This is a genomic window from Compostimonas suwonensis, from assembly GCF_002797855.1.
GTDB lineage: Bacteria > Actinomycetota > Actinomycetes > Actinomycetales > Microbacteriaceae > Compostimonas > Compostimonas suwonensis.
Window position 1 is genome coordinate 818,951 of sequence record NZ_PGFB01000002.1, and the last position, 20,485, is coordinate 839,435.

The 20,485-nt window shown below is 62.9% G+C and carries 15 protein-coding genes and 1 pseudogene; 8 read left to right on the plus strand and 8 right to left on the minus strand.

Annotated elements, in window-relative coordinates; genetic code table 11:
• Positions 1–185: 185 nt before the first annotated feature.
• Positions 186–425, minus strand: coding sequence for a helix-turn-helix domain-containing protein (locus tag CLV54_RS07650; RefSeq protein WP_100344316.1), 240 nt, complete (start codon positions 423–425; stop codon positions 186–188).
• A gap of 319 nt (positions 426–744) precedes the next feature.
• Between CLV54_RS07650 and CLV54_RS07655 the strand changes: the two genes are divergently transcribed.
• Positions 745–1,011, plus strand: coding sequence for a hypothetical protein (locus tag CLV54_RS07655; RefSeq protein WP_100344317.1), 267 nt, complete (start codon positions 745–747; stop codon positions 1,009–1,011).
• A 124-nt stretch (positions 1,012–1,135) separates the two neighbouring features.
• Here CLV54_RS07655 and CLV54_RS07660 read toward each other — a convergent pair whose 3' ends face one another.
• Complete coding sequence (locus CLV54_RS07660; RefSeq protein ID WP_100344318.1) at positions 1,136–3,544, minus strand: hypothetical protein; 2,409 nt, start codon at positions 3,542–3,544, stop codon at positions 1,136–1,138.
• A gap of 127 nt (positions 3,545–3,671) precedes the next feature.
• Here CLV54_RS07660 and CLV54_RS07665 point away from each other — a divergent pair, with 127 nt between their 5' ends.
• The 3 genes from CLV54_RS07665 (at position 3,672) to CLV54_RS07675 (ending at position 6,242) form a co-directional block, all read left to right on the plus strand.
• Positions 3,672–4,283, plus strand: a complete 612-nt coding sequence (locus CLV54_RS07665; RefSeq protein WP_100344319.1) for a hypothetical protein — start codon at positions 3,672–3,674, stop codon at positions 4,281–4,283.
• On the plus strand, positions 4,280–5,323 hold the full coding sequence (locus CLV54_RS07670; protein WP_100344320.1) for a helix-turn-helix domain-containing protein: 1,044 nt from the start codon (positions 4,280–4,282) through the stop codon (positions 5,321–5,323). The genes CLV54_RS07665 and CLV54_RS07670 overlap by 4 nt, the downstream gene beginning before the upstream one ends.
• 64 nt (positions 5,324–5,387) lie before the next feature.
• Positions 5,388–6,242: a hypothetical protein gene (locus CLV54_RS07675; RefSeq protein ID WP_100344321.1), complete on the plus strand. Its 855-nt coding sequence runs from the start codon at positions 5,388–5,390 to the stop codon at positions 6,240–6,242.
• 693 nt (positions 6,243–6,935) lie between these two features.
• Here CLV54_RS07675 and CLV54_RS07680 read toward each other — a convergent pair.
• Complete coding sequence (locus CLV54_RS07680) at positions 6,936–9,044, minus strand: hypothetical protein (protein ID WP_157802872.1); 2,109 nt, start codon at positions 9,042–9,044, stop codon at positions 6,936–6,938.
• A 393-nt stretch (positions 9,045–9,437) separates the two neighbouring features.
• Here CLV54_RS07680 and CLV54_RS07685 point away from each other — a divergent pair, with 393 nt between their 5' ends.
• Positions 9,438–10,289, plus strand: coding sequence for a hypothetical protein (locus tag CLV54_RS07685; RefSeq protein WP_100344323.1), 852 nt, complete (start codon positions 9,438–9,440; stop codon positions 10,287–10,289).
• 1,040 nt (positions 10,290–11,329) lie between these two features.
• On the opposite strand, the gene CLV54_RS17475 is transcribed toward CLV54_RS07685, so the two are convergent.
• Positions 11,330–11,473: a hypothetical protein gene (locus CLV54_RS17475; RefSeq protein WP_157802873.1), complete on the minus strand. Its 144-nt coding sequence runs from the start codon at positions 11,471–11,473 to the stop codon at positions 11,330–11,332.
• A 139-nt stretch (positions 11,474–11,612) separates the two neighbouring features.
• Positions 11,613–12,140 (minus strand): Fic family protein, encoded by a 528-nt coding sequence (locus CLV54_RS07690; RefSeq protein WP_211294475.1) that lies wholly within the window; start codon positions 12,138–12,140, stop codon positions 11,613–11,615.
• On the opposite strand from CLV54_RS07690, the gene CLV54_RS17800 reads away from it, so the two are divergent.
• Positions 12,025–12,336, plus strand: coding sequence for a hypothetical protein (locus CLV54_RS17800; protein WP_211294490.1), 312 nt, complete (start codon positions 12,025–12,027; stop codon positions 12,334–12,336). The genes CLV54_RS07690 and CLV54_RS17800 overlap by 116 nt on opposite strands.
• 14 nt (positions 12,337–12,350) lie before the next feature.
• Here the strand turns inward: CLV54_RS17800 and CLV54_RS07695 are convergent.
• Positions 12,351–13,001: pseudogene (locus CLV54_RS07695) on the minus strand (transposase); the annotation flags it as partial.
• Positions 13,002–13,131: 130 nt separating this feature from the next.
• Between CLV54_RS07695 and CLV54_RS07700 the strand changes: the two are divergent.
• Positions 13,132–16,779 (plus strand): DUF4365 domain-containing protein, encoded by a 3,648-nt coding sequence (locus CLV54_RS07700; RefSeq protein WP_100344325.1) that lies wholly within the window; start codon positions 13,132–13,134, stop codon positions 16,777–16,779.
• 127 nt (positions 16,780–16,906) lie between these two features.
• Here CLV54_RS07700 and CLV54_RS07705 read toward each other — a convergent pair whose 3' ends face one another.
• Positions 16,907–18,493, minus strand: coding sequence for a recombinase family protein (locus CLV54_RS07705; protein WP_170061963.1), 1,587 nt, complete (start codon positions 18,491–18,493; stop codon positions 16,907–16,909).
• A 469-nt stretch (positions 18,494–18,962) separates the two neighbouring features.
• On the opposite strand from CLV54_RS07705, the gene CLV54_RS07710 reads away from it, so the two are divergent.
• Positions 18,963–19,229 carry a hypothetical protein gene (locus CLV54_RS07710; protein WP_100344327.1) on the plus strand — a complete coding sequence of 89 codons (267 nt, stop codon included), beginning with the start codon at positions 18,963–18,965 and terminating at the stop codon, positions 19,227–19,229.
• Between the two features lie 71 nt (positions 19,230–19,300).
• Here CLV54_RS07710 and CLV54_RS07715 read toward each other — a convergent pair whose 3' ends face one another.
• The gene (locus CLV54_RS07715) at positions 19,301–20,482 is read right to left on the minus strand and encodes a tyrosine-type recombinase/integrase (RefSeq protein WP_100344328.1); all 1,182 of its coding nucleotides are present in this window, start codon (positions 20,480–20,482) and stop codon (positions 19,301–19,303) included.
• Positions 20,483–20,485: the final 3 nt, after the last annotated feature.

Genomic DNA, 20,485 nt, shown 5'->3' on the forward strand with positions numbered 1-20,485 from the left:
TGCAATCCCCCCTATATTTTCCGCCCCAAATATGCCACTTGACCGGGCTTTTTACGATCACCCGACTGCGTCGTCGAACTGTCAGCCGCGCCATGACGCGCGCCGCAGTTTCGGGGCCACCGGAGGCGGACAAGAAGCCGATGTCGCCGAAAGTGCCGATGGTCAGGCGCTGCCGGCTCATCGGATCACCTCCCGTCCGACGATGAAGGTGGTTCGGGATCGCGTTGCTGCTCGATCCAGACCCGCACGTCGGACGCCGCGAACTTCAGATGCTTCCCGAAGCGGTAGGCGCGTGGGCCGAGGCCCCGGGTCCGCCAGTCGTAGACGGTGGAGATCGGCACGCGCAGATAGGCGGCGAGTTCGTCCACGTCGAGCAGGGGCTCCAGCCCCCAGGGGTTGTCTGCGGCGGTGTGGTCGGTGTCCATACCGAACAGGTGCGCTGCACTCCCCCGCACGAACCGGAGACAACCAAAGTGGTCGGCCGGCTACCGGAGCACAGCAGCGGCGGAACGGCGTGGGGAGGTCAAAAAGATGGGTTTTCGACGACCGGATCACATCTACCTACAGAAAAAATCCCGGAAACCCTTGAGTTTCCGGTACCTCTCGGTCGGCGTGCTGCGAAACTACTGCAATAATTCACGCAGAACCGCGGAAATACGCGAACTTCTGGGCTCTGCTCGATCCTCGAAGCGGTCCCCCGATAGCCGGCTACTCCCCCAGCCGAACGCACTGCACCGGTCAGTCGTGAAGCTCATCGTCGATGACTACCAGGCCGGAGCATCCACCTACGAACTCGCTGAACGCTACAAGGTCAGGCGCAACACCATCCGGGACGTCCTCAAGCGCAATCACGTTCCGATCACGGGAGCCAAGGTCAAACTCCTCACCGACGATGACAAAGAAGACATCCGCAAGCGGCGACAGGATGGCTCAATGGTGGGTGAGCTCGCAGTCGAGTACGGCGTGAGCGAGAGCACCATTCGACGCGCCGGATTGTCAAACGCGAGTTGAGCCACTCCGGCCGTCCGAACCGAGTGCCAGCGACGGGCTCGTCTCAACGCGGCTGCGCCGACGAGTCACACAGCAGTGCCCTTCCACACCGACTCCCGTCCGACAACAAACGCTACGCCGACACTCACTCGGCAGAAACCTCGACATCCTCCTTGTACGAGGGGCTGCCATCGGCGGACTTGACTCCAGGGCCGCTCCTGCGTCGCTTGGGGAAATCGGACCAATCCGAGGAAAAGTCGCTGTTGTGGCGGCGAGTGAACCGCAGCACCTCGTTCGGGTCGTCGAAGCTCGCCGCGCGCATCAGATACTGCGGCTCATCGAGTCCAGGCAGTCCCATCCAGTCCAGCGTCGTCGGCCTCGAGAATACGTGCTCGTAGCTTCGCGGCCCGATGAACTCGTGTCGCGCGTGACCCCATCGGTCGCTCTTGACGGCGGCGGGCACGAACACGATTCGGCAGAACCCGAGATGCTCCAGACGCGTGATACTTCGCCCAATGGCCTCCAGCGCACTCTCAACCTTGGCGATATCCGGGGCATTTCTCCGGTAGTGCGCGTAGTCGTTCCGAACCGAGAAGACATCGGCCGCGACCATGACCTCAGAGATTGAGTGCAGTCCAGCGATGATGCGATCCTGACTCGGTCGCGATAGATCAATGAACGGGAGCGTGGAGCGAAGCACGAAGCTCTTGAGGGAAGTCTTGCCGTCATAGTCCGGGAACTCAGGTCTCGGGCGCGTGTATTTCTCGGTTTCCGACCGACACGATTCGAGGTGCTTCGCTAGCCGTCTGAAGCTCTCGACCAGATTACGAAGCTCAACCTTCTCAGACACGAAGTCCGGCGTGAAGGTGCTGTCCCCTCCCTCCTGATCTGCAATGCTCTGCAGCAACACCAGCCCTGCCTCACGGTCCGTTCCGTCGTCGTAGGAGAACGGTCGGAGACTTCGCGTGTGATCTGACATGAGTGCCCATGCCGTGTAGGCGAGCGAATCGAGGAGAATCCCTTCAAGTCCGGTGAAATATGGGTTCGCGATCTCGAGGAAACGCTCGGAGTTACCCATCGTTGAGGACTGCGCAAGCGCAGAGAGCTGCTGATGCCGCAGCCAGAATGACGCATGGGGATCTTCATCAACGTCAATCGGGAAGCCCAGCTTCCAAAGAATCGCTTCGATCAGCTGCTCGTCTTTGAGCCCATCCGCATCGTCGATGCCGACCTCGTGACAGGCAGTCACCACGTTGATCTTGCGAGCCAGGACGAGCCGCTCGAGCGATTCCTGTGGTGTCTTGGTACGGAAGTATCTCTCGAGCTTCTCGTCCAGGTCTTCGACATCAACGCCGCGAAGCTGCCACTCCAGCTCCTGGACATCCGATGCCTCATCACGCAGGTAGAGCTTGTTGAGGAGCCGCCGCTCACGCAGTATCGCCAGTCCTGGGTCGTCGGACACGAACCGCGTCCCGTGAATGCCGAGCTCCGCCCGCAAGTGAAAGGCACCCGAGCGAATCTGGTGGTTAATGACTGGCCGGCGAACATCACCACGCGGAACGACGATCGTCCCTTTCCGAACGAGCTTGTCTAGGGCTACCTGAACGGCCCGCTCGTTGGCGATCAAACAGAGCTGCAGAAGTTCGGCCCTCGACCTCTGGTCGACGAATTCGCTTGCGCTCTTGACTGCTGCGAACTCCGAGACAGCATCCCGAAGCTGCCCACTCTTGGTTTCGAGGACCTCGACAACAAGACTGCGAAGCTCCCGGTCGGAGAGCACGTCGCCGATGAGCGGGAGAAGAACTCCGACCTGCTGATCGCCATACCGAGCATCGGCTGAGCCACTGAGGCTGTCTGCAAATGCCCACCAGTCGGACGGGTCGTTCGCATCCTGCTGAAGGTAATCTCCGAGCTTTTCACGATCCCGGTTAATGGCCGCACCCTGGCCGGTTTGCAGCATGACGGGGTGGATGGCGTGACAGCTCGGCACGGCACAGTGATAGGCGGCGACTCGGCGCCGACCGTGGATACCGCGGTTGCTGAGCGACCGGCGCAGTCCGAATGGGCCGATAGTGAAGGGACCATACTGCGCTACGCCTGGCGGGAGATCCCGCAACAGCTTGAGCGTCTCTTCATTCGTCAGAACGTCCTTCTCCTGCTCGTAGGTAGACGCGTACAGGTCATAGAGATCCCGGCCCCACACGAAGGGAAACTGGATCTCCCGTCCGAGAAGCTCCTTGTGGAGCACGGCTACCAGCCGATCAAGGTCGGTGGCGTCTATGTCAACAAACAGCTCGACGTGTCCTAGTGTCAGTGCGCACATCAGTCGGGCGTCTTTGGCGTTGACCTTGTCTTTGCGAGTGAGACGGTCGAGCACGGCGTGACCAGATTCGGTGAGCTTGATCGCTGCGTTGACCTCGTCGGGAACGACATATGAGTCGCTGATGATGCAGTCACCGAGGAGTTCCATCAAGTCACTGAACTCGGCGAACTTCTCGCGCCATTCCGGGTCTGTGAACTCGGCGCTTAACTCTTCGACCGATCGACCTACCATTCACTGCTCCCTGATTCGGTTCTACGCGCCCTCGACATCAAACCTTCAAGAGCTGCTCCGTGATCGAGCACGGTGAATCACAGTTTGGCGTAGCATCACGCTCGCCGGAGATGGTATATTTTCTGGCATGATTTCATCTGGATATCCGGACAGCGATCAGGTCCTCGGCGACCTGGGCGGCAGCTTCGTGCACGCGTTCATCGACGCGGTCGACGGGGCACGCGCTGACTTCGCCGCGTTCAAGCAGTGGCAGCCAGGCTGGTTCCCGAGCTTCACCGGCCGCTTCACCGCGAACTTCCTACACGAACGGATTTGGGACCGACTGGTCCGGGTCGTCGACGGGATGGAGGGCATCCACGTCAACGACCGCGAGCCAGTCCGTGAACTGCGCAGCGGAACCACCTATCTCATCCGCATCAAGCGGCACCACCCGGGCGACCGCATCTCCGCCTATCCGACCGAGGCGTCGAGCGCATTCTGGTCCAACAGCATCCTCACCCTCGAAGGACTCGAGTCCTTCAGCCTCGCCCTCGGCTACTACTGGGACGCTGACCTGCGCGCCGTCGGAGACGCAATCCTGTCCTTCCGCGACGGCAAGGACAACCCCATCTGGGCGATCCAGCTTCGCCGAGACGCCGGCAACGCATCCGGGTTCTCCTGGACGCCGGTCGCGCCCGACCTGCCCGAGATCGACCTCAGCGGCGTCATTCGCGAGGCCGAGGAGGAGTCCGGGTCATGAGCCGCAGAGTCGGCGACGTCATCCTCGTTCTCCGGCGCGCCGCAGACATCACCCAAGAAGAGCTCGCCACACGCCTCGGCATCACTCAGGCCGCTCTCTCCAGGTACGAGAACGATCTGCGCGAGCCTGATGACGAGATGCTCGAGAAGCTCGGAGAAGCACTCGGTGTCACCGCGGAGTTCCTCCGGCACGAGTTCCGAATGCACGGCGCGATCGCGGCCGACGCGCACATGCGCCGGCAGAAGACCACCAAGCCCTCGGACTGGAAACGCGTCGAAGCCCGCCTGAATACGCTGCGGATGCACTCCTCGTACCTGCTGGAGCGGGTGCCGTTGCAGCTACAGAATCACGTTATCCAAGTCGATCCTGACGAACATGGTCCCGATCAGGCCGCGGCAATGCTCCGCGCCGCCTGGCGGATGCCGATCGGTCCTGTACGGAACCTCATCCGCTGGCTCGAGTCGGCCGGCGTCATCGTCATCGAGGAGGACTTCGGCACCCACCGCATCGACGGGATGTCGCAATGGGCAGGAGAGCACGCCGTCATCATCCTCAACGGTTCGCTCCCCACGGATCGGAAACGCCTCACGGTCGCGCACGAACTCGGCCATCTCGTCCTCCACAGCCAATACATGGACCTCGACGTCGAAGACCAGGCGAACCAGTTCGCCGCCGAGTTCCTCATGCCCGCCCACGTGATAGGTACTCAGCTGACGAACCTCACCCTCGGCAAACTGTCCGACCTGAAAGCGGAGTGGGGCGTCTCCATGCAGGCGATCTTCGAACGCGCCTACCGGATGGGCAAAGTCACCTCAGATGAGCGTCAGCGCTTCTACCGGCAGATGAACAGCAGAGGCTGGAAGACCCGCGAACCCGGCAGCGAACTGCTCCCCCCAGAGGAACCCGAACTCGCCGCATCCGTAGGCCGACGGCTCGATCAATCCGGACTCACGCGACGAGAAATCCAGGTCCTCATCGGCGCGCGCGACGGTCACCCGACGCCCTTCGATGTGCCACGACGTGCACTGAGAGCGGTCTGAACTGAACCACCGTGACCGCCGGTCACGGCACAGTGTGCAAAACAGCCGGGACTAGGAGCAACGCATGGACACACCCTGGTGGAACATCGACGGAGCGCCGACCCCAGATGAATGGACGGCCCTGTTCGCCGGCCTCACACTAGTAGCGGCCATCATCGCCGCCGTCATCGCCCTTCGTCAGCTCCGCGCTCACTTCGAGACCGCCAGAGCACAAAGCCGCCCATACGTCATCGTCGACTTCGCGTTCAAGTCGATTCTGATGCAAGTAGAGATCAAGAACATCGGCGCAACCGCAGCAAGCGAACTGACACTTCGAGTCACTCCGCCGTTCGAATCCGGCCTGCGAGAGCAGGCAGCGACCCTGAACGCGGTCTTCTCGGAGCCCGAGCGGATCTCGATGCTCGCCCCCGGCAGACGCATCCTCTACACATTCGATCGAGCACCCGACTACCACGAAGCGAAGCGACCCGAACGATACGCCGTAACCGCCTCGTACACGGACATGCCGGTGCAATATCACCGGCCGTGGCGGCAAGGCTGGCATCGACAGGAGATTCGCTACACCGAGACGTTCGTCCTCGACTTCCGGCAATGGAGCCAAGCCACCACCGAGTCCGACTACGACAACATGAACTGGAACATCGCGAAACGCCAAGAACGACGCACCGAGAAAGCAGTAAACGCGCTCACATCGATCGCTGCGACCATCAAGCGCCGCAGCGAAGAGCTACAGGGTGCGGCGGTCACACTCGATGTCGTCGAGCAGAGCGAACTGAGGTCCAACGCCGCAATCGAGCATCCAGTAGATGTCCCTCCACGCGAACCCGAACCTGCCGACTTTGAGCTCGAGAGAAACACCGAAACACCGAACAGCACCACTCGAGGGCTCTGGAGCAAGATCCGGCAATTCTTGCAGTAGGGATCAGCAGGTCTCAGGATTTCGGGCTGACAGGATTTGAACCTGCGACCCCTTGGAGGATCCGGTCAATTTCCGGTCTCCGCCGATCATCTCGGGAACTCGCGGATTCCCTTGTGTTTACAGGGAACCGGGCGGTTCGCTTGATCCGAGTGTAGCCGGTTGGTGGCGAGTCGTGGCGGGTGATTGAGATGGGTAAACGGTGAAGCGTCAACCGCTTCCTCTGTTGCGGCGCCAGGAGCGCGGTCTTCGCTGCAGTACCCCCTACATTTTCGTCTCAGAATAAACGCCTGAACAGGTATTTCAGAGGTTGCGCGCACGCCCTATGGCTCGTTGCCTGCCTCCATTCTCTAGCGGTGGGGCGACGTGGGCCGGGTCGTTCCGGAAGCCAGGGAATGTCAACGAAGGAAAGCTGCGGCAGACCGCAGGGTTTTCGGAACTCGGAGTGCACATCGGATAGCCGACGCGCTGTAAACGGGTAGCGTAGGCTTCAAAAAGAAGATCAGCGAGCGGCCGGTTTCGGTATTGCAGGTGGCACCCGTTCGCCGGTATTTCATCGGGCGGGTCATACGGGCATCTGCGACTCGCGGAATCTCGCAGGCAACGATCGGGCGACTGCGTCGTACGCTGGGCGAACCTCCCGCGACCACCCCGCGCCAGGTTCGCGTGGCTCCACTTGGTCAGTGACGTCGGCCCTCACGTGCCCGGCCACCAACCAAGTCGTATCGCGATATCGATGAACCCGAGCACTTCCGGCACGGCGGTCCAGAAGAGGGTGCCGATCCCAGCGTCCGGGTCCTTAACCCAATGTCGAGAGAGGATGGCGAACACGATCGCGCTAATCACCGTGCCCGCAGCAAACGCCCAGAAGTGAAGCACCACAAAAACCACCGCGACTCCAACGATCGCCGTGAGAACCACCGCAGCAATAATGCGACGATCGGTCAGCTTCGCAGTAGCTTCGAGCGCCCGCACTTTGCTCTCAGCGGCTTCGCGAGCAGAGTGCTCATGGTCGACGACTGCGGTGGTTCGAGTTATCGCTTCATCCAGGCGCGAGCGCTCCAGTGCGGCCATGTCGATTTGCTGCTTGCCTGCGGCGGCCAAACGGTTTGTGCGTCGTCCAGCCAATTCGGATGCCAGTCGTTCTCCTGTCGGACTCTGCCCCGATGCTGTCCGCTCGAGGAGTTCGCCCAGCGTTGGAAGCTGCGCAACTCTGACGTCCGTCGCGGACGTGTATTCGCCAGATAGAGATCGCGCGAGAGTGAGCGCTATGGCGGGCGGGTACTTTGTCGCGATACGCAACATCGACTCTTGGCGCAGGTAGGCAGCAGCAGACGCCACCAGCTTTGGAATCTCTACCGCCGGAGCCGACTCTGTCATCAGAGTCGCCCACTGAGCGGGAGTCAGAACGAGCTGTTCCCGGTCGAGTTTGTTGACGCGAGCGTATGTCGGACCAGCGTAGCGGTCGTAACTTATCATCCAGCCACCCGGCCACAGCCCCATGCGCTTGCCGCCATTTGCCAGGCGGCGCCGAGCCCTCCAAATCATCTCGATCGACTCCGCGTCGCGAGCGATTGCCTTCGCGCCCCGACCTGAGTTCGACGCGGCCAGCTCCTCCGTAAGCGTTTGGTCGAGCCACGCAACGTTCGACCGGTTCTTGTTGTGATGAGGCCTCACCGCGACCCCAAGTTCGGCGAGTTCTGCGCGGAGCCCCTTCACGCGCGAGGTCAGGTCGTTCCAGTTTCTGTACTTCTTGGCCGCCACTCCCTCCAGAAAGAGTTCCAGGATTTGCTCGCCGACTATCTGGGCGTATGAGCGCGGATCCACGCCGTTCTGAAGCGCGCCGGTGAGTCCGTTGAGGTGCTCGTCGGTCACGCGCTGAATCACATCGTCGAGCTCATCCAAGACATGCTCGGGCGTCACGACTTGCATCCCGAGCGACACCGCTTGCGCGATCATGCCGCGTAGCCGCTGTTCCGTACCGTTGCTGCCAAGGAGCGAGACGAGGATCGGGGTGTCCAAGAGCACCCGCTTGCCTTCCAGCGACCCAAGCGCGGCCTGTGCCTGGGCGCGGCCACGTCTCGCCGCAATAGCGTGGAGGACACAACTAGTCGCAACCTGGCCTACGAGCTCGTTTCCAAAAGGGTCGGCCTCGTCCACCGCAGCGAGCAGACATGCCTTCAGAAAGTCGGTGGTACCCGGCTGTAGGGAGAGGCGGTCCAACGTGCGCAGCATAGCTTTGCCGTCGAGAACCATGGGGCGAATTGTGCCTGCCGCACCGCGCTCGACTTCACCTGCATAACTCGCAGCACTACGCGCAATCTCCAACGAGAACACGCGCCGCAAGACCTGTGCCCAGTTGGAGGCAACCTCGAAGCTGGGCTCTCCGAAGTCGTCGCGGGCACGGTCCTGAATCTGCCGCGCGAGGCGATCCATCGCATTCGCAAACCACGCGCGAGTGGAATCTATCTCGTTCTTGCCTTGCGTTCCGAGCGTCCACCCTTCCCCCACGAGATCGGCGGTACGGACAACCAGGTCGAGTTCCTCGGCTTCCTCGAGCGCCGCTCGCACGGCGTCGTCGGATATCTCCGATGCGGGCCAGATTTCGTTGCACGTCCGCGCCAACGCGGAGGTGCCGGACGGACCGTTGTCGAGGGCCTCCAAACATGTCGAGATGAGCAGGTCACGCTCATCTGTCATTCGCTCGGAGCTTAGAAGGACGTGCGCCGCCGAAAGCATGTCAAGGCCTCGGTCCGTCTGCTCGTCTGGACCCAGCTCCTCGAGTGCCATATCGGGATCAGTCACATCCTCGAGTATTGCGTCTGTGCGCCGATTCTCCACGCGGCAAGCCGCTTGCGCCAGATACTCGTGCGGCGCGAGTCCCCCTTGTGTCTGCGCCGCACCGAGATCGCGCGCCCGGATTCCGGCGCTCTGTCGACGACCACACGAATCGCATCCCTCCGGACCTGTCCGCTATGGACGCTGCACGGGCAGTGTTCGTACACCCGCTTCACACCGCTCAACCCTGCATCGGCTCGCGTACGTAACGACCCACCATCGCGCAATGCCCGGACAGGGATACTCGCTGCCGTCGGCGCACCCTCTGCCACTCCCAGCGCCGAGAAACCAACGCGAACTGCTCAGTGCAACTGTGGCGCCTACACCATCACCGGAATCTCGTCCGCTTATCGTTACTCCATGACGCTCATCGCCGCGGTCGCCCACGACTCCAGAATATCTATCGCTGCCGATACAAAGGTGACCTACGAGGACGATGCCATCGCATCGGCGCGTGTCTTCGACCTCGCGCTCCCCAAGATCGTCCTTCTACGAGATGAGCTTGCCGTCGCTATCTCGGGCGCCCGCCCGACCGAGCTAATTCGACAGCTGGTTGTCCGCCGTGATCAGGAGCTGGGCGAGATCATCGAACATCTTCGTGGCGTTGAGGACGCCGGATTTATTGTCGCCTCGCTTGGCGGACCATCTATCTGGACCGTAAGCGACGGAGCCGTAGAACGCGTGGCGGCCGGTGAACTCGAACTAGAAGGCGACGACACGGCATTCGATGATTTCACCATGCTGTTCGAGGACTCGCGGCGCGCTTCCGGAGCCGGACCCGGGCTATACATGGCCATGGACAGTCTCGCGGGGCCGGGCCCCTGGGGCCGACACCCAAGCGTCGGCGGCTACAGCCTGGTGGCAGCGACTAGCGACGACGGCTTCCGATTTGCCAGCCGTCCGACAACTATCGCACCCCGCGCAGAGGAGCCGGCCCGGGCGTCATCCGGTGATTCCGATCTTCGTGTCAGTATCCGGCTACCAGCTGGGAACTCGTCCTGGTACCAGTCGTTGGTGCTCGGTGGCCGAGGTCGAACGCCCGGCGCGGTGGGCATCTTTGTGCTCCAGGCTCAGGCAGGTCGGCTGTTCACCCACGACCGCCCCTACGAAGGCGTGACGCTCTCCGCCTCTGACGCCGATGACTTCGCAAGGCTCGCACGCGAGCGTGGTCAGGAGCTGCACCTCATCCAGAATCCCCTGCCACCGCTGTGAGCGAGGCCTTACCACCCCAGTCCGCTGGACCCAGGCTTGACGACATCACGCCACCCTACGGAACCGTCGCGCTCACCGTACGTTGACCGGGCGAGGTGTCGGGGCTCCCATCATCTGGCTGGGCTACATGGCGTCAGTCCTTCTCGGCGGGCCCGAGGCGGCTCAGTGACGCTTCAACGAAACGGAGAGCGACATCCTTGGAGGCGCCTTCCGCCATCAGTACCTGCCCGACAAATCCACACATCATTACGGAAGCGAGGGACTGCTGCGTGTCAGTCGCATGGGATCATCGGATATGGATCTTCAGGCAGCCATCGACAACTTCGATCGAGCGATGACCCACTGCGACAACATCGTGGCGGTTCATCGTGCTCACGGGGGTGGTGGCGGTGGGCGCCGCTATGCCGAGATCTCGCTCGATAGGGCAGTAATAGTGCTGGCCATCGCTGCTTGGCAGGCAGCAGTCCAAGACATGACAAACGCGACACTCGACATGGCGGCGCCGTCCTCTGTTCCGCCAATCGAACACGCGCGGTATCAAGCAAGCATCGGCCATGTACGCAAAGCGGCCGCGGACTTCGCAACGCCGAATGCGCAGAACACTCGGCGACTAATGCACAGCGCGGGCTTTGATCCACGCCCATTCTGGACCTGGACCGCCTCTGGCGGTCGAGGTAGGCCACAGGTCACTTGGACTCCACAATCCGTCGACGCTCGCCTTGATGAGTGGCTTAAGGTCCGACATGCGATTGCTCATGGTCATGACGAGTTGCCAGTCGTGCAGGCACTACAGTCGGTTCGGCTCGACGGAGCAACCTCAGACCCATCGATCCGCCTTGCGGACGCAGAGCAGTGCATCGCGTTCGTGAGCCGATTGGTCCGGCTTACGACGCTTGGGCTAGCCGCGCACCTGGGCGTCACCGTCACCAACGCCCGATAACTCACCTACGTCGCACAGCTCCCCTCCCGAAAGCTCCTCCCATCTCAGAGGAATCTGCGACCCGAAGACCAGACCAACGGCCGCTTTCCTGACTGTTCCGTCAGTGTGCGTCCTGGCGGGTCTGCTCAAGCTCGTCCTGGTCGAGGTAGTTGTGACGGCTCCAGGCTTGCTCAAGGATCGGGTTCTTGCCGAGGTCGCGGAGGTTGTTCATCACACTCGGGTCTGCCCCGAGTTTGGTTGACATCTGACGGGCTCGGACCAGGTGACGCCAGAGCGTCGATCCGGCAAGAATCCGCGTGATTCCGCGGTTCTCACGACCACCACACTACCGGTGAAAACCGGCTGACGCCGGCCAATCCGGGGGTTTCTGGTCACCAATCTGGTCACCCGTTCTCGACGTCGTCGAGCCGCCGGACGGGGACAAACGCGGCAAGCGGTTTCGGGTCTCTGGTGAGGTCGTACTCGCGCAGCAGCGCGATGTACGCCTTCTTGTCGATGCGCCAGTCGTACGTCTCCGCGATCGCCTCGGCGTCTTGCGCCGCGAGCAAGACGAGGTCAGCGAGCAGACGCGTGCTCCGCCCGTTCCCGTCGACGAAGCCGTGGAAGCGAACGGTCTCGGCGTGCACCGCGATGCCGAGCTCGCGCGGGGTCCAGTCATCGGTGTGTTCCCACCGGTAGCGGATGTTGTCGAGCGATCCGCGGAGTTCGACGGCGATGCGCGCAGGGTCGACGCCGAGGTTGAGGTCGCGTGTTCGGTACCGGCCTGCCCACGTCCACAGATCGCCGTAGAGTTTCTTGCAGATCGCGGAGGAACGCGTCCGTGAGGATGTCGGCGAGCACGAGCCGCTCCTCGGCGATGTCGTCGAGAAGCGCGATGCTGACCTCGTCGTTAATCGCCTGCTCGGCCTCATACAGGTCGATCTTCTTCGGCTGGTCACCGAGGATCTCGCGGGCCTGCGGGGTGAGAGCAGCCGCTTCTTCTGGCTCCAGCGGTGTCTCACCGTAACGGGACTCCGATGTCCTTCAAGCGCGCTGTGCGCGCACCGCGAGGAACCGTTCTTGCCGAAGGTCGCGTCGGCGCAACGAACGGGACCGCTGCACGAATAGGTGACAGGTTATAGTCACGCCGCCAGTGCGACGGTGATCTTCATGATGGCCTTGAACTCGATGGGCGTCAAACGCCCAGCCGGGCCTCATGACGCCGTCGGTGGTAGGTCCGCTCGATCCAGGTCACCATCGCGATTCGTAGCTGCTCGCGGGTGATCCAGGTGCGGCGATCGAGAACGTTCTTCTGGAGCAGCGCGAAGAAGCTTTCCATGGCGGCGTTGTCGCCGCTGGAGCCGACCCGACCCATCGATCCGACCATGCCGTGGCAGGCCAGAGCACGCAGGAACTTCCGACTGCGAAATTGGCTGCCCCTGTCGCTGTGCACGACGCAGCCGGCGACATCGCCGCGCATCGCGACGGGGTTCTCGAGCGCCTGAACAGCCAGACGCGACATTATCCTCGAGCCGATCGAGTACCCCACGATCCGGCCGGAGCACGCATCCTTGATGGCGCAGCCGTAGAGCTTGCCCTCCGCGGTCTTGTGCTCCGTGATGTCCACGAGTCAGAGCTGATTCGGCGCGTCGGCGAGGAAGATACTCCGGGTCCGACCCTCCTCGTCGACGACCGCGCATAGATCGTCGTGGACCGGCGGGCCCGGCTTCTTGCCGTTGCGGCCCCCGTTTCTTCCCGGATGCGGACCACCAGCCCTTGCTCGACGCGATCCGCCACGCCGTCCGGTCCGACATGCCCTCGCCCGCGTCGCGGGTGTCGTCTCCCGGGCAAGCCAGATCCGATGTCACCTACTCGCGCAGCAGACCCGCTTGCGATGACGGCAGCTCGTGATGAAATACAACTGTGGCCTCCCAGATTGCGACCGAGCTGACGAACCGGCGATCCGTCGCGCTAACCGAGACGGTCGTACTCGACGGCCTCGGGTGGCTTTTCCGTAGCCAGGAGACGAGCGACTTCGGCATTGACGCACACGTCGAAATCACGACAGACGAACGGGCAACAGGGGAGCTCATAGCCCTGCAGATCAAGGGCGGGTCCAGCGCGTTCAAGACTCCGACCGAGGACGGCTGGTACTTTTCGGTCACCGCTAAGCACGCCGATTACTGGCTCAATCACTCGCTGCCTGTGCTGCTGGTGCTGGCGGATCTCGATTCGAGTCGATGCTTCTGGCAAGTCATCGATTCGAACACCTTGGAGTCAACGGGCAAGAACTACAAAGTCCTCGTACCGCAGGTGAATGACGTTTCCGCGGCGTCAGACGAGTGGCAAGCGCTCACTCGTAGATACCTTGAAAACACAGACCTGCTTTATGAGACGAACAGCCAACGGCTGCCGCCCGCCTCAGTCGTTCGACTTGACGAGCTTCGGAGGACGGACTCGCTCGCCGCGGCCTCCCTCGCTGCGGACCTTGCAGCCGGGCGGGGTAATCCCCGGGAGGCGATAGCGGAGCTCGTGCGATCTCGGCGTACGTGGCTAGACCGGCATGGTGTGGTCGCATGGGCAGTGGTCGCGCTCTACGCGCGCGACCATGGCCTTTCCCGGGAGGCTGCGGACGCCTTCGTCCATCTCGCCGATCTTCGTCCGGAGAGGCGCGCGACCAATCTCGGCGATGCGGCTCTCATGCTGTTAAACATCGACGACGCTAAGGCACTCAAGCTCGCCGAGTCCGCGTACGCTCATGACCCGTCCGACTCTGCCGCGCTCGTCGCGATGGCCTTTCTCCGACCTGACGATGCGCACTTTGCAGAGGAGCTCGAAGGGAGGGTCGATCTGCGTTCGATCGCCTACTTCGCCAACATGGCCTCCCGTCGTGGAGAAGACTCCGACGCCATCCGCTTGTTCACGTCGGTCTTGGATGGGTCCAACGAGCAGAGTGGGGTGCGCCTTGAGCTGTCCAGGCTCTATTGCCGACGGTATCTCTCCGCCCACTCCGACCCGGGCGATTTGAAGGCAGCCCGCGACTTCGCCTTCGAGGCGCTGACAGCCCGACGGCGGTGGACGAACGCGACAGACGGCGCACTTGCCGCGTACGCGCGTACGCTGGCTCTCGACTCGAGATATGACGAAGCACTGCAGACAGTCACGCGGCCACCAACCGGAACCGCGTCCAAGACTGAAGCCGAGTCGGCGGAGGTCGCGCTCATCGCCCTTGACGTAGCACGCCGCCTTGAGCGGTTCGACCTACTTCCGGGGATCGTCGAAATCATCGCCGACCCGACCGATCGTGAGCTAGCAGCTGAGGAGGCGCGGCTCTCACAGGGTGCCACGCGCGAGGAGCTCATCGCTCACGAACGAATGATGCTCAGCCGCGCCCTTGACGCCCGTGACGCGCAGATGGCTTTTCGAGCCGCGCTGAATCTCGCACTGTATGGGATAGACGAGAGCGTCCAGATGACCGAGTTGGAGCCGCTGAAGGCATACGTCCAACTGGTCAGAGTCATTGCAGCCACCCGCGAGGATCCCACTGGCAACCTCCCCAAGCTCCGCTCGCTTGCAAAGACCGAGATCACCGCCGCCGAGCTAGTCATCCAGGTCCTCATCGACCTTGACCGTTATCAGGATGCCGCCGAAGCCTGCGACCTGTACTTCGCGATCTTCGCGAACGCCTCGTTCATCTCGAGCAAGGTGAAGGCGCTGTTCCTCAATGATGACAAGGAGGGCGCGCTGGCGCTGCTCAACGATGCCCTCGCCAAGAACTTGCTCGCGGGCCAGCCCCAGTACGAGGCGCACCGGCTGCTGGGCCAGCACTACGCCGACCTCCGGCAGTGGGAGCTAGCAGTCCATCACTTCCGTGAGCTCATCGCACAGTCGCCCGTCCTCCCTCGCGACGGATTCTGGAATCTGCTGCAGTGCCTGGTCGCAACGGGAGACCCCGTGGGCGCCCGTGGGCTTCTCGACGAGCTTCGCGTGGATCCGGAGACGGAACCCGAGATCATTATCTGGTTACGAGTCGTGGCTGCGACGGGCTGGACGGAATCCACCGCCAGCTTCGCGGTGACGCTCTCCCTCTCGGAAGGGATCACTCCGCAGCTGGCCACGTCTTTAGTAGGAACGGTCATCCTCGATACCCAAGGGACGCCTCCGTCGGGCGAGGATGATGGTTCTCGGCCTGGCGATGCTCGTCCCCTCGTGAACGGAGACATTCATCGCCAGGCGTTCGAGGTGATGCAGGATCTCATCGACGAACATGGGGACCACCTCGCCATCCGCAGCATCGATGCGGACGTAGGCACTCTCATCGACGAGCTGAAGCAGACGTTTCCGCCGGAGAGAGTGAAACCGCTGCGCGCGCTCGCTCGTCAAGTGGCCGCCGGCACTATTCCTATCGGCTTCATCAGCGAGGTTCGAAACGACCCGTATGGGCTTCTGCTGGCGGGGAGATACCGTCAGGCGCGGATCGCGTCCTCACCGGATTCTGCCGACCACGCGAGCGAGACCGACGCCGCGCTCGCCGCTCTCAACGGGCGCGTCGTCGTCGATCTGTCGGCAGTGGAACTCGCCATCCACCTGGATGCGTGGAGCGAGTGCGAGGGCCAGTTCAACGTCGTCGCAATCTCCACCGCGCAGCGCACCGATGCTCAGATGTCGGTGGCCACGGCTCGGAGCGCGACCGGTTCGAGCGGAACCCTCGGAGTCGACGCCGATGGAAACCCGTACATGACCGAGTTCGACCCGGCCGCGCAGATGGCGACGCTTCGTCGATGCCAGGACGTCGAACAGGCCACCCGCGGTCTGCATACGATCGACGTCGGAGATGAGCTTACCTTCGCGAACGCGTTGAACGGTCTTGGCCTGTCAACCTGGGTGACGTCTCTCGAAGCAGCCGGCAGACAAGGGGTTGCGCTATGGTCGGACGACCTGGCGCAGCGACAGCTTGCGAAGGACCTCGGCATCCCAACCTTCGGCACCGTCAACCTACTCGAAGGTCTTCGCTTCTCTCGCCTCGATGAGCCAGCCACCGGCGACTCCGCGGACGAAGTCTACGAAGAACAGCACGCGTTCGTTCGGCGTCTTCTGGAAATGCGCGTTGTCGACCAGCCCGTGACGGTGGACGACCTCATCGAGAACATTGCTCAACATCCCGGCGACCTAGCGCCAGCGTCCGACGTCATCGCTCGAGCCGCGTGGTGGCGGACGGAGGCACCGGCTGAAGGATGGACCCGGGTCCTCCAGGCGGTGCGGCTCCATGCTCCGGACTACCTCCGCGTCTGGCAGGCGCGTGCAATGAGCGGGATCCTGATTGCGGCGCCGGCTGAAGCCGCGCCTCGCCTCGTTGCCGCCTTGGCGGTCCAGGGGACCTTGGCGCAAGTTTCCGTCGCTGACGTTGTCGAAGGCTTCCGCGTTGGCGACCAGGTGTGCACTCACCATGAGCTATCCCCGGCATCAGCGCACATCGCCTGGGCGGTCACCGCGGTCGCGAGCAAGCTGGACGGGCTCGATCTCGAGGAGTTCACGGCGCAGATTCTCGCGGGGCTCCCGTCGCCTGACTGATCGACCCTATCCAAAGAACATGAGCCCACTCGTGAGGCGATCAGCACTGCGCAGGCAGGAGAGGCAGGTTCTGGTGGCTGCGTGAGGCCGTGAAGATATTCACGGCGGCGCTCGATTTCGGACATAGTCACCGGGATTCCGCGAATGGAGGGAGAACGTCTCCGCTGACCGTGGCATCGGCCTGGACGTTGATCTCGTCGAAGAGGGTTCGGCAGAGCGTACGTTTCTCGTCCTCAGTGCCGGTGTTGAAGCGTTGGTCAACGTTCTCGAGCTGGTCCAGCGCCTCCGTGATCTGTGAAGCCACGTGCCGCGTCTGCTGCGCGATGACGGTGAGCTGTTGCGCGATGCCGAGGAGTTCCCGGCGGATGCGACCTTGCTCACGCTTGAGCATGTCGGTGCTGATCGCATCGACGTAGTAGGCGCGGAGCACACGCTCCTGCTCCCCACGCAACTCCTGCTCGCGCTCCTGGAGTCCCGCCCGTCCAGCGTCGGCCTCATCCAGGCCCGCATTGGATCCAGCGAGAAGCCGCTCCTCCACGCCCTGCCGCTCCTCCGGGGTGAGGCTAATCTGTTCGATCAATCGATGCACGGCCTTCTCGATCAGATGCACCTGCTGCGCTCTCAATGTGCAGGTAGTGCGGCCGCTGTGTCGGCCGAGGCACACGAAGTAGAAGTACAGCGTCCCCCGGTTGTTACGCGTCCGGTTGTACATAATCGACGACCCACACTCCCCGCACTTGAGCAGCCCCTTGAGGTAGTGGGTGTGCACGTCGCGGGTGCTCGTGTTCCGCCTTGCGGTGAGCGCATCCTGCACCCGCTGCCACAACGCCGGCTCCACGAGCGGTTCGTGCGTACCGGGGTACTCGACACCGACATAGGTAACGACCCCGCAGTAGTACGGGTTCCGGAGCATCTTCTGCAGCGAACTCACCGTCAACGCCCGGGGCGGCTTCCCTACTCTGGATGCGAGGGTAAACCCGAGCTGAGTCATACCGCGGGCGAGGCGATCAAGGCTCCACTCCCCTGTCGCGTACATCGTGAACGCCCACCGGATGATCTGCGCACGCTCCTCATCCACTTCCACGATCCGCACCTCACGACCCTGCGCGTCGAAGGTGCGCACGTTCCGGTATCCGACCGGCGCGCGGTTCGGGGTGCCGCCGCGCATGGCCTTCTGCCGGAGCCCCTTGCTGACCTCGGTGGCGAGGTTGCGGGAGTAGAACTCCGCGATCGACGCCATGATCCCGTGCACCAGCCTTCCCGACGGCGACTCATCGATCGCCTCGGTACTCGACACCAAACGGGCACCCGCGTCGGCGATCGCCTGCGTGATCTGCACGTCATCAGCACGGTTCCGGGCGAGCCGGTCGAGCTTGTGCACGACCACGATGTCGACCCGGTTGGCACGGATCCACTCGAGCATCTCCGTCAGCGCCGGACGCGCAGCAGAGCGCGCTGACTCACCGGCATCGACGAACTCCTTCAACACCCAGGCACCAAGTCCGTACGCGGTCTTCCGGTTCGCCTGCCGCTGCGCCGGGATCGAGAACCCCTCCCGCTGCCCCGCACGCTCCGCCTGCTCCCGGGTAGACACCCGCAGATACGACACCGCCCGCAACACTAGATCCGGCGAACCAGACGGCCCATCGACGTAATCGAGAAGGACCACGGGTGAGGGCGAAGGAGCGGACGGAGCGACGGCAAGCAGCGACATACGGGATGGGAACTTTCTCCGGCGCACCGGCCGGGCACGAGAACGGCCCCGCAGATGCGGAGCCCCACCCAGCATGCCCACCACGCGCCCGAGCCCGGGTTTGAGCGTCCCGTTAGATCCAATGCGCAAGGCTGTCACTCACGTCTGAAACGCGAGAAAACTGCCAGAAACAACGCGAAACGGCCAAGAATCGGCGTGAGACAGCACCCAAACAGGCCGAAAGCCCCCAACTTTAGAGAGTTGGAGGCTTTCCATGGGTGGACCTAAGGGGATTCCAACCCCTGACCTTCTCGCTGCGAACCTGGCCTGCCCATCGCTACCTGGCGCCACTCACCAGCCATCAGTCTCACTCGTCCCGAGTGGCGGATCGTGGCACCGTCACCGCTTCCATCAGAGCTTTGGGATGGCGGCGCGCACCTGTCGTGAAGGGCATGAACAAGACTCGTCCGATGATCTAAGGAGAAGCAACATGCGTTTCGACAATGATGAGGCCCGGCTCAACGCGGTGCGAGGATTCGCGTATCTCCTTGAGGACCGCGATCGCTGGGCGGAGTTCCTCACCGCAGCCGTACATGAGGCCCCTGCGCTCTGGAGGTTCCTGAAGTTCGCAACCGAGACGTACGACCGGTTCTGGGACAGTGTCAATGGCGCAGACGAGTTCGCGCCTGAACAGATCGTCGCCGAGTTCCAGGCAGTACTCACCCATATGGCGAGTTCTGAGCGCTCCGAGCAGTGACACCATCGGTTCATCCGACCGCTCTCCCATATGGAGTTCTCCGCCTTGAGCACCGCGATGGAGAGCAGTCCTCACTCTTTCTTCGAGAAAACGCGGTCGAGCATCTCTGCGGTAGCCGGGTTCACCATCTCATTGCGGCGGATGTAGTGCTGGATCGTGATCTTCGGATCAGTGTGCCCGAGTAGCTCGGCGGCGAGCCCTACGCCGCCCTGCTCGTTGATCGCGGTCGCAACGGTCCGACGGAACATGTGTGGGGTCACGCCGGTGATCCCGGCGAGGTCCAGCACGTGCCGAAGCTGACGGCGCACATTGTTCGTCGTCAGCGGTGTTCCCTCGCGACTACAGAACAGCAGGGCGTCGAGAGACGAGTCTTCCAGCCGTGTCATGCGGCGCCGCACAGCTTCTGCGGTGAACGACGGGATCGCCACGGTCCTCCGCGACTTCGCTGTCTTTGGGTGGTCCTGTCGCGTGGTCGGCTCGCCGCGGTGGCTGACGATCGTGCCGGTGATTCGGATGGACGGGGTCGGGCTGGTGACGTCGATGTCGCGGCGTCGGATGGCGAGGACCTCGCCGATGCGGGCGGAGGTGCCGAGCATGACCTCGACGATCGCGCCGAGCTGCCTGTCGGGCTTCGGACCGAAGATCGAGCGTCCGGCCTCCCAATATGCGATCGCGGTGCGGATCGCATTCACCTCCGCTGGTGTCAGCGCATTCGGCGTCGACGCCGGCCGGTGCAGTCGCGAGACGTGGTCCATCGGGTTCCGCGGCAAGACCTCATGCCTGACAGCGAGACCGAGTGCGAGACGGAGTACGACGCGGGCCTGCTTGGCGCGGTTGTAGCTCTGCTTCGCGAGCTGTTTGAGGAAGTGGTCGCAGCGGGCGACGCCGATCTCCCGCAGGGTCAGGTTCCCGAAGGCGGGCATGACGAGGGTCTGCATGTTCCGCTCATACAGCTGCAGGGTTCGCTTGGAGAGCCGGTCTTCGAGCTCCAGATCTTCGAGCCAGTACGCGACCATGTCCGGGAACGGGCTGTCCGGCGTGAGCGCCGAGGACGACGGCTGGAAGAGGCTCCGGTCGGCGAGCTTCGCCTTCAACGCCCGCTCGGCGGACTTCCGTGTGTCCCCGGTCGCCTGGACGAGCCGGGTCTTGCCGTCCCAGTCGCGGTAGCGGGCGCGCGCGACGATGCGTCCGCTCGGACCGTCGAGGTACCCGATCTCGCCGAAGGTGCCGATGGTCAGACGCTGCCGGCTCATCGG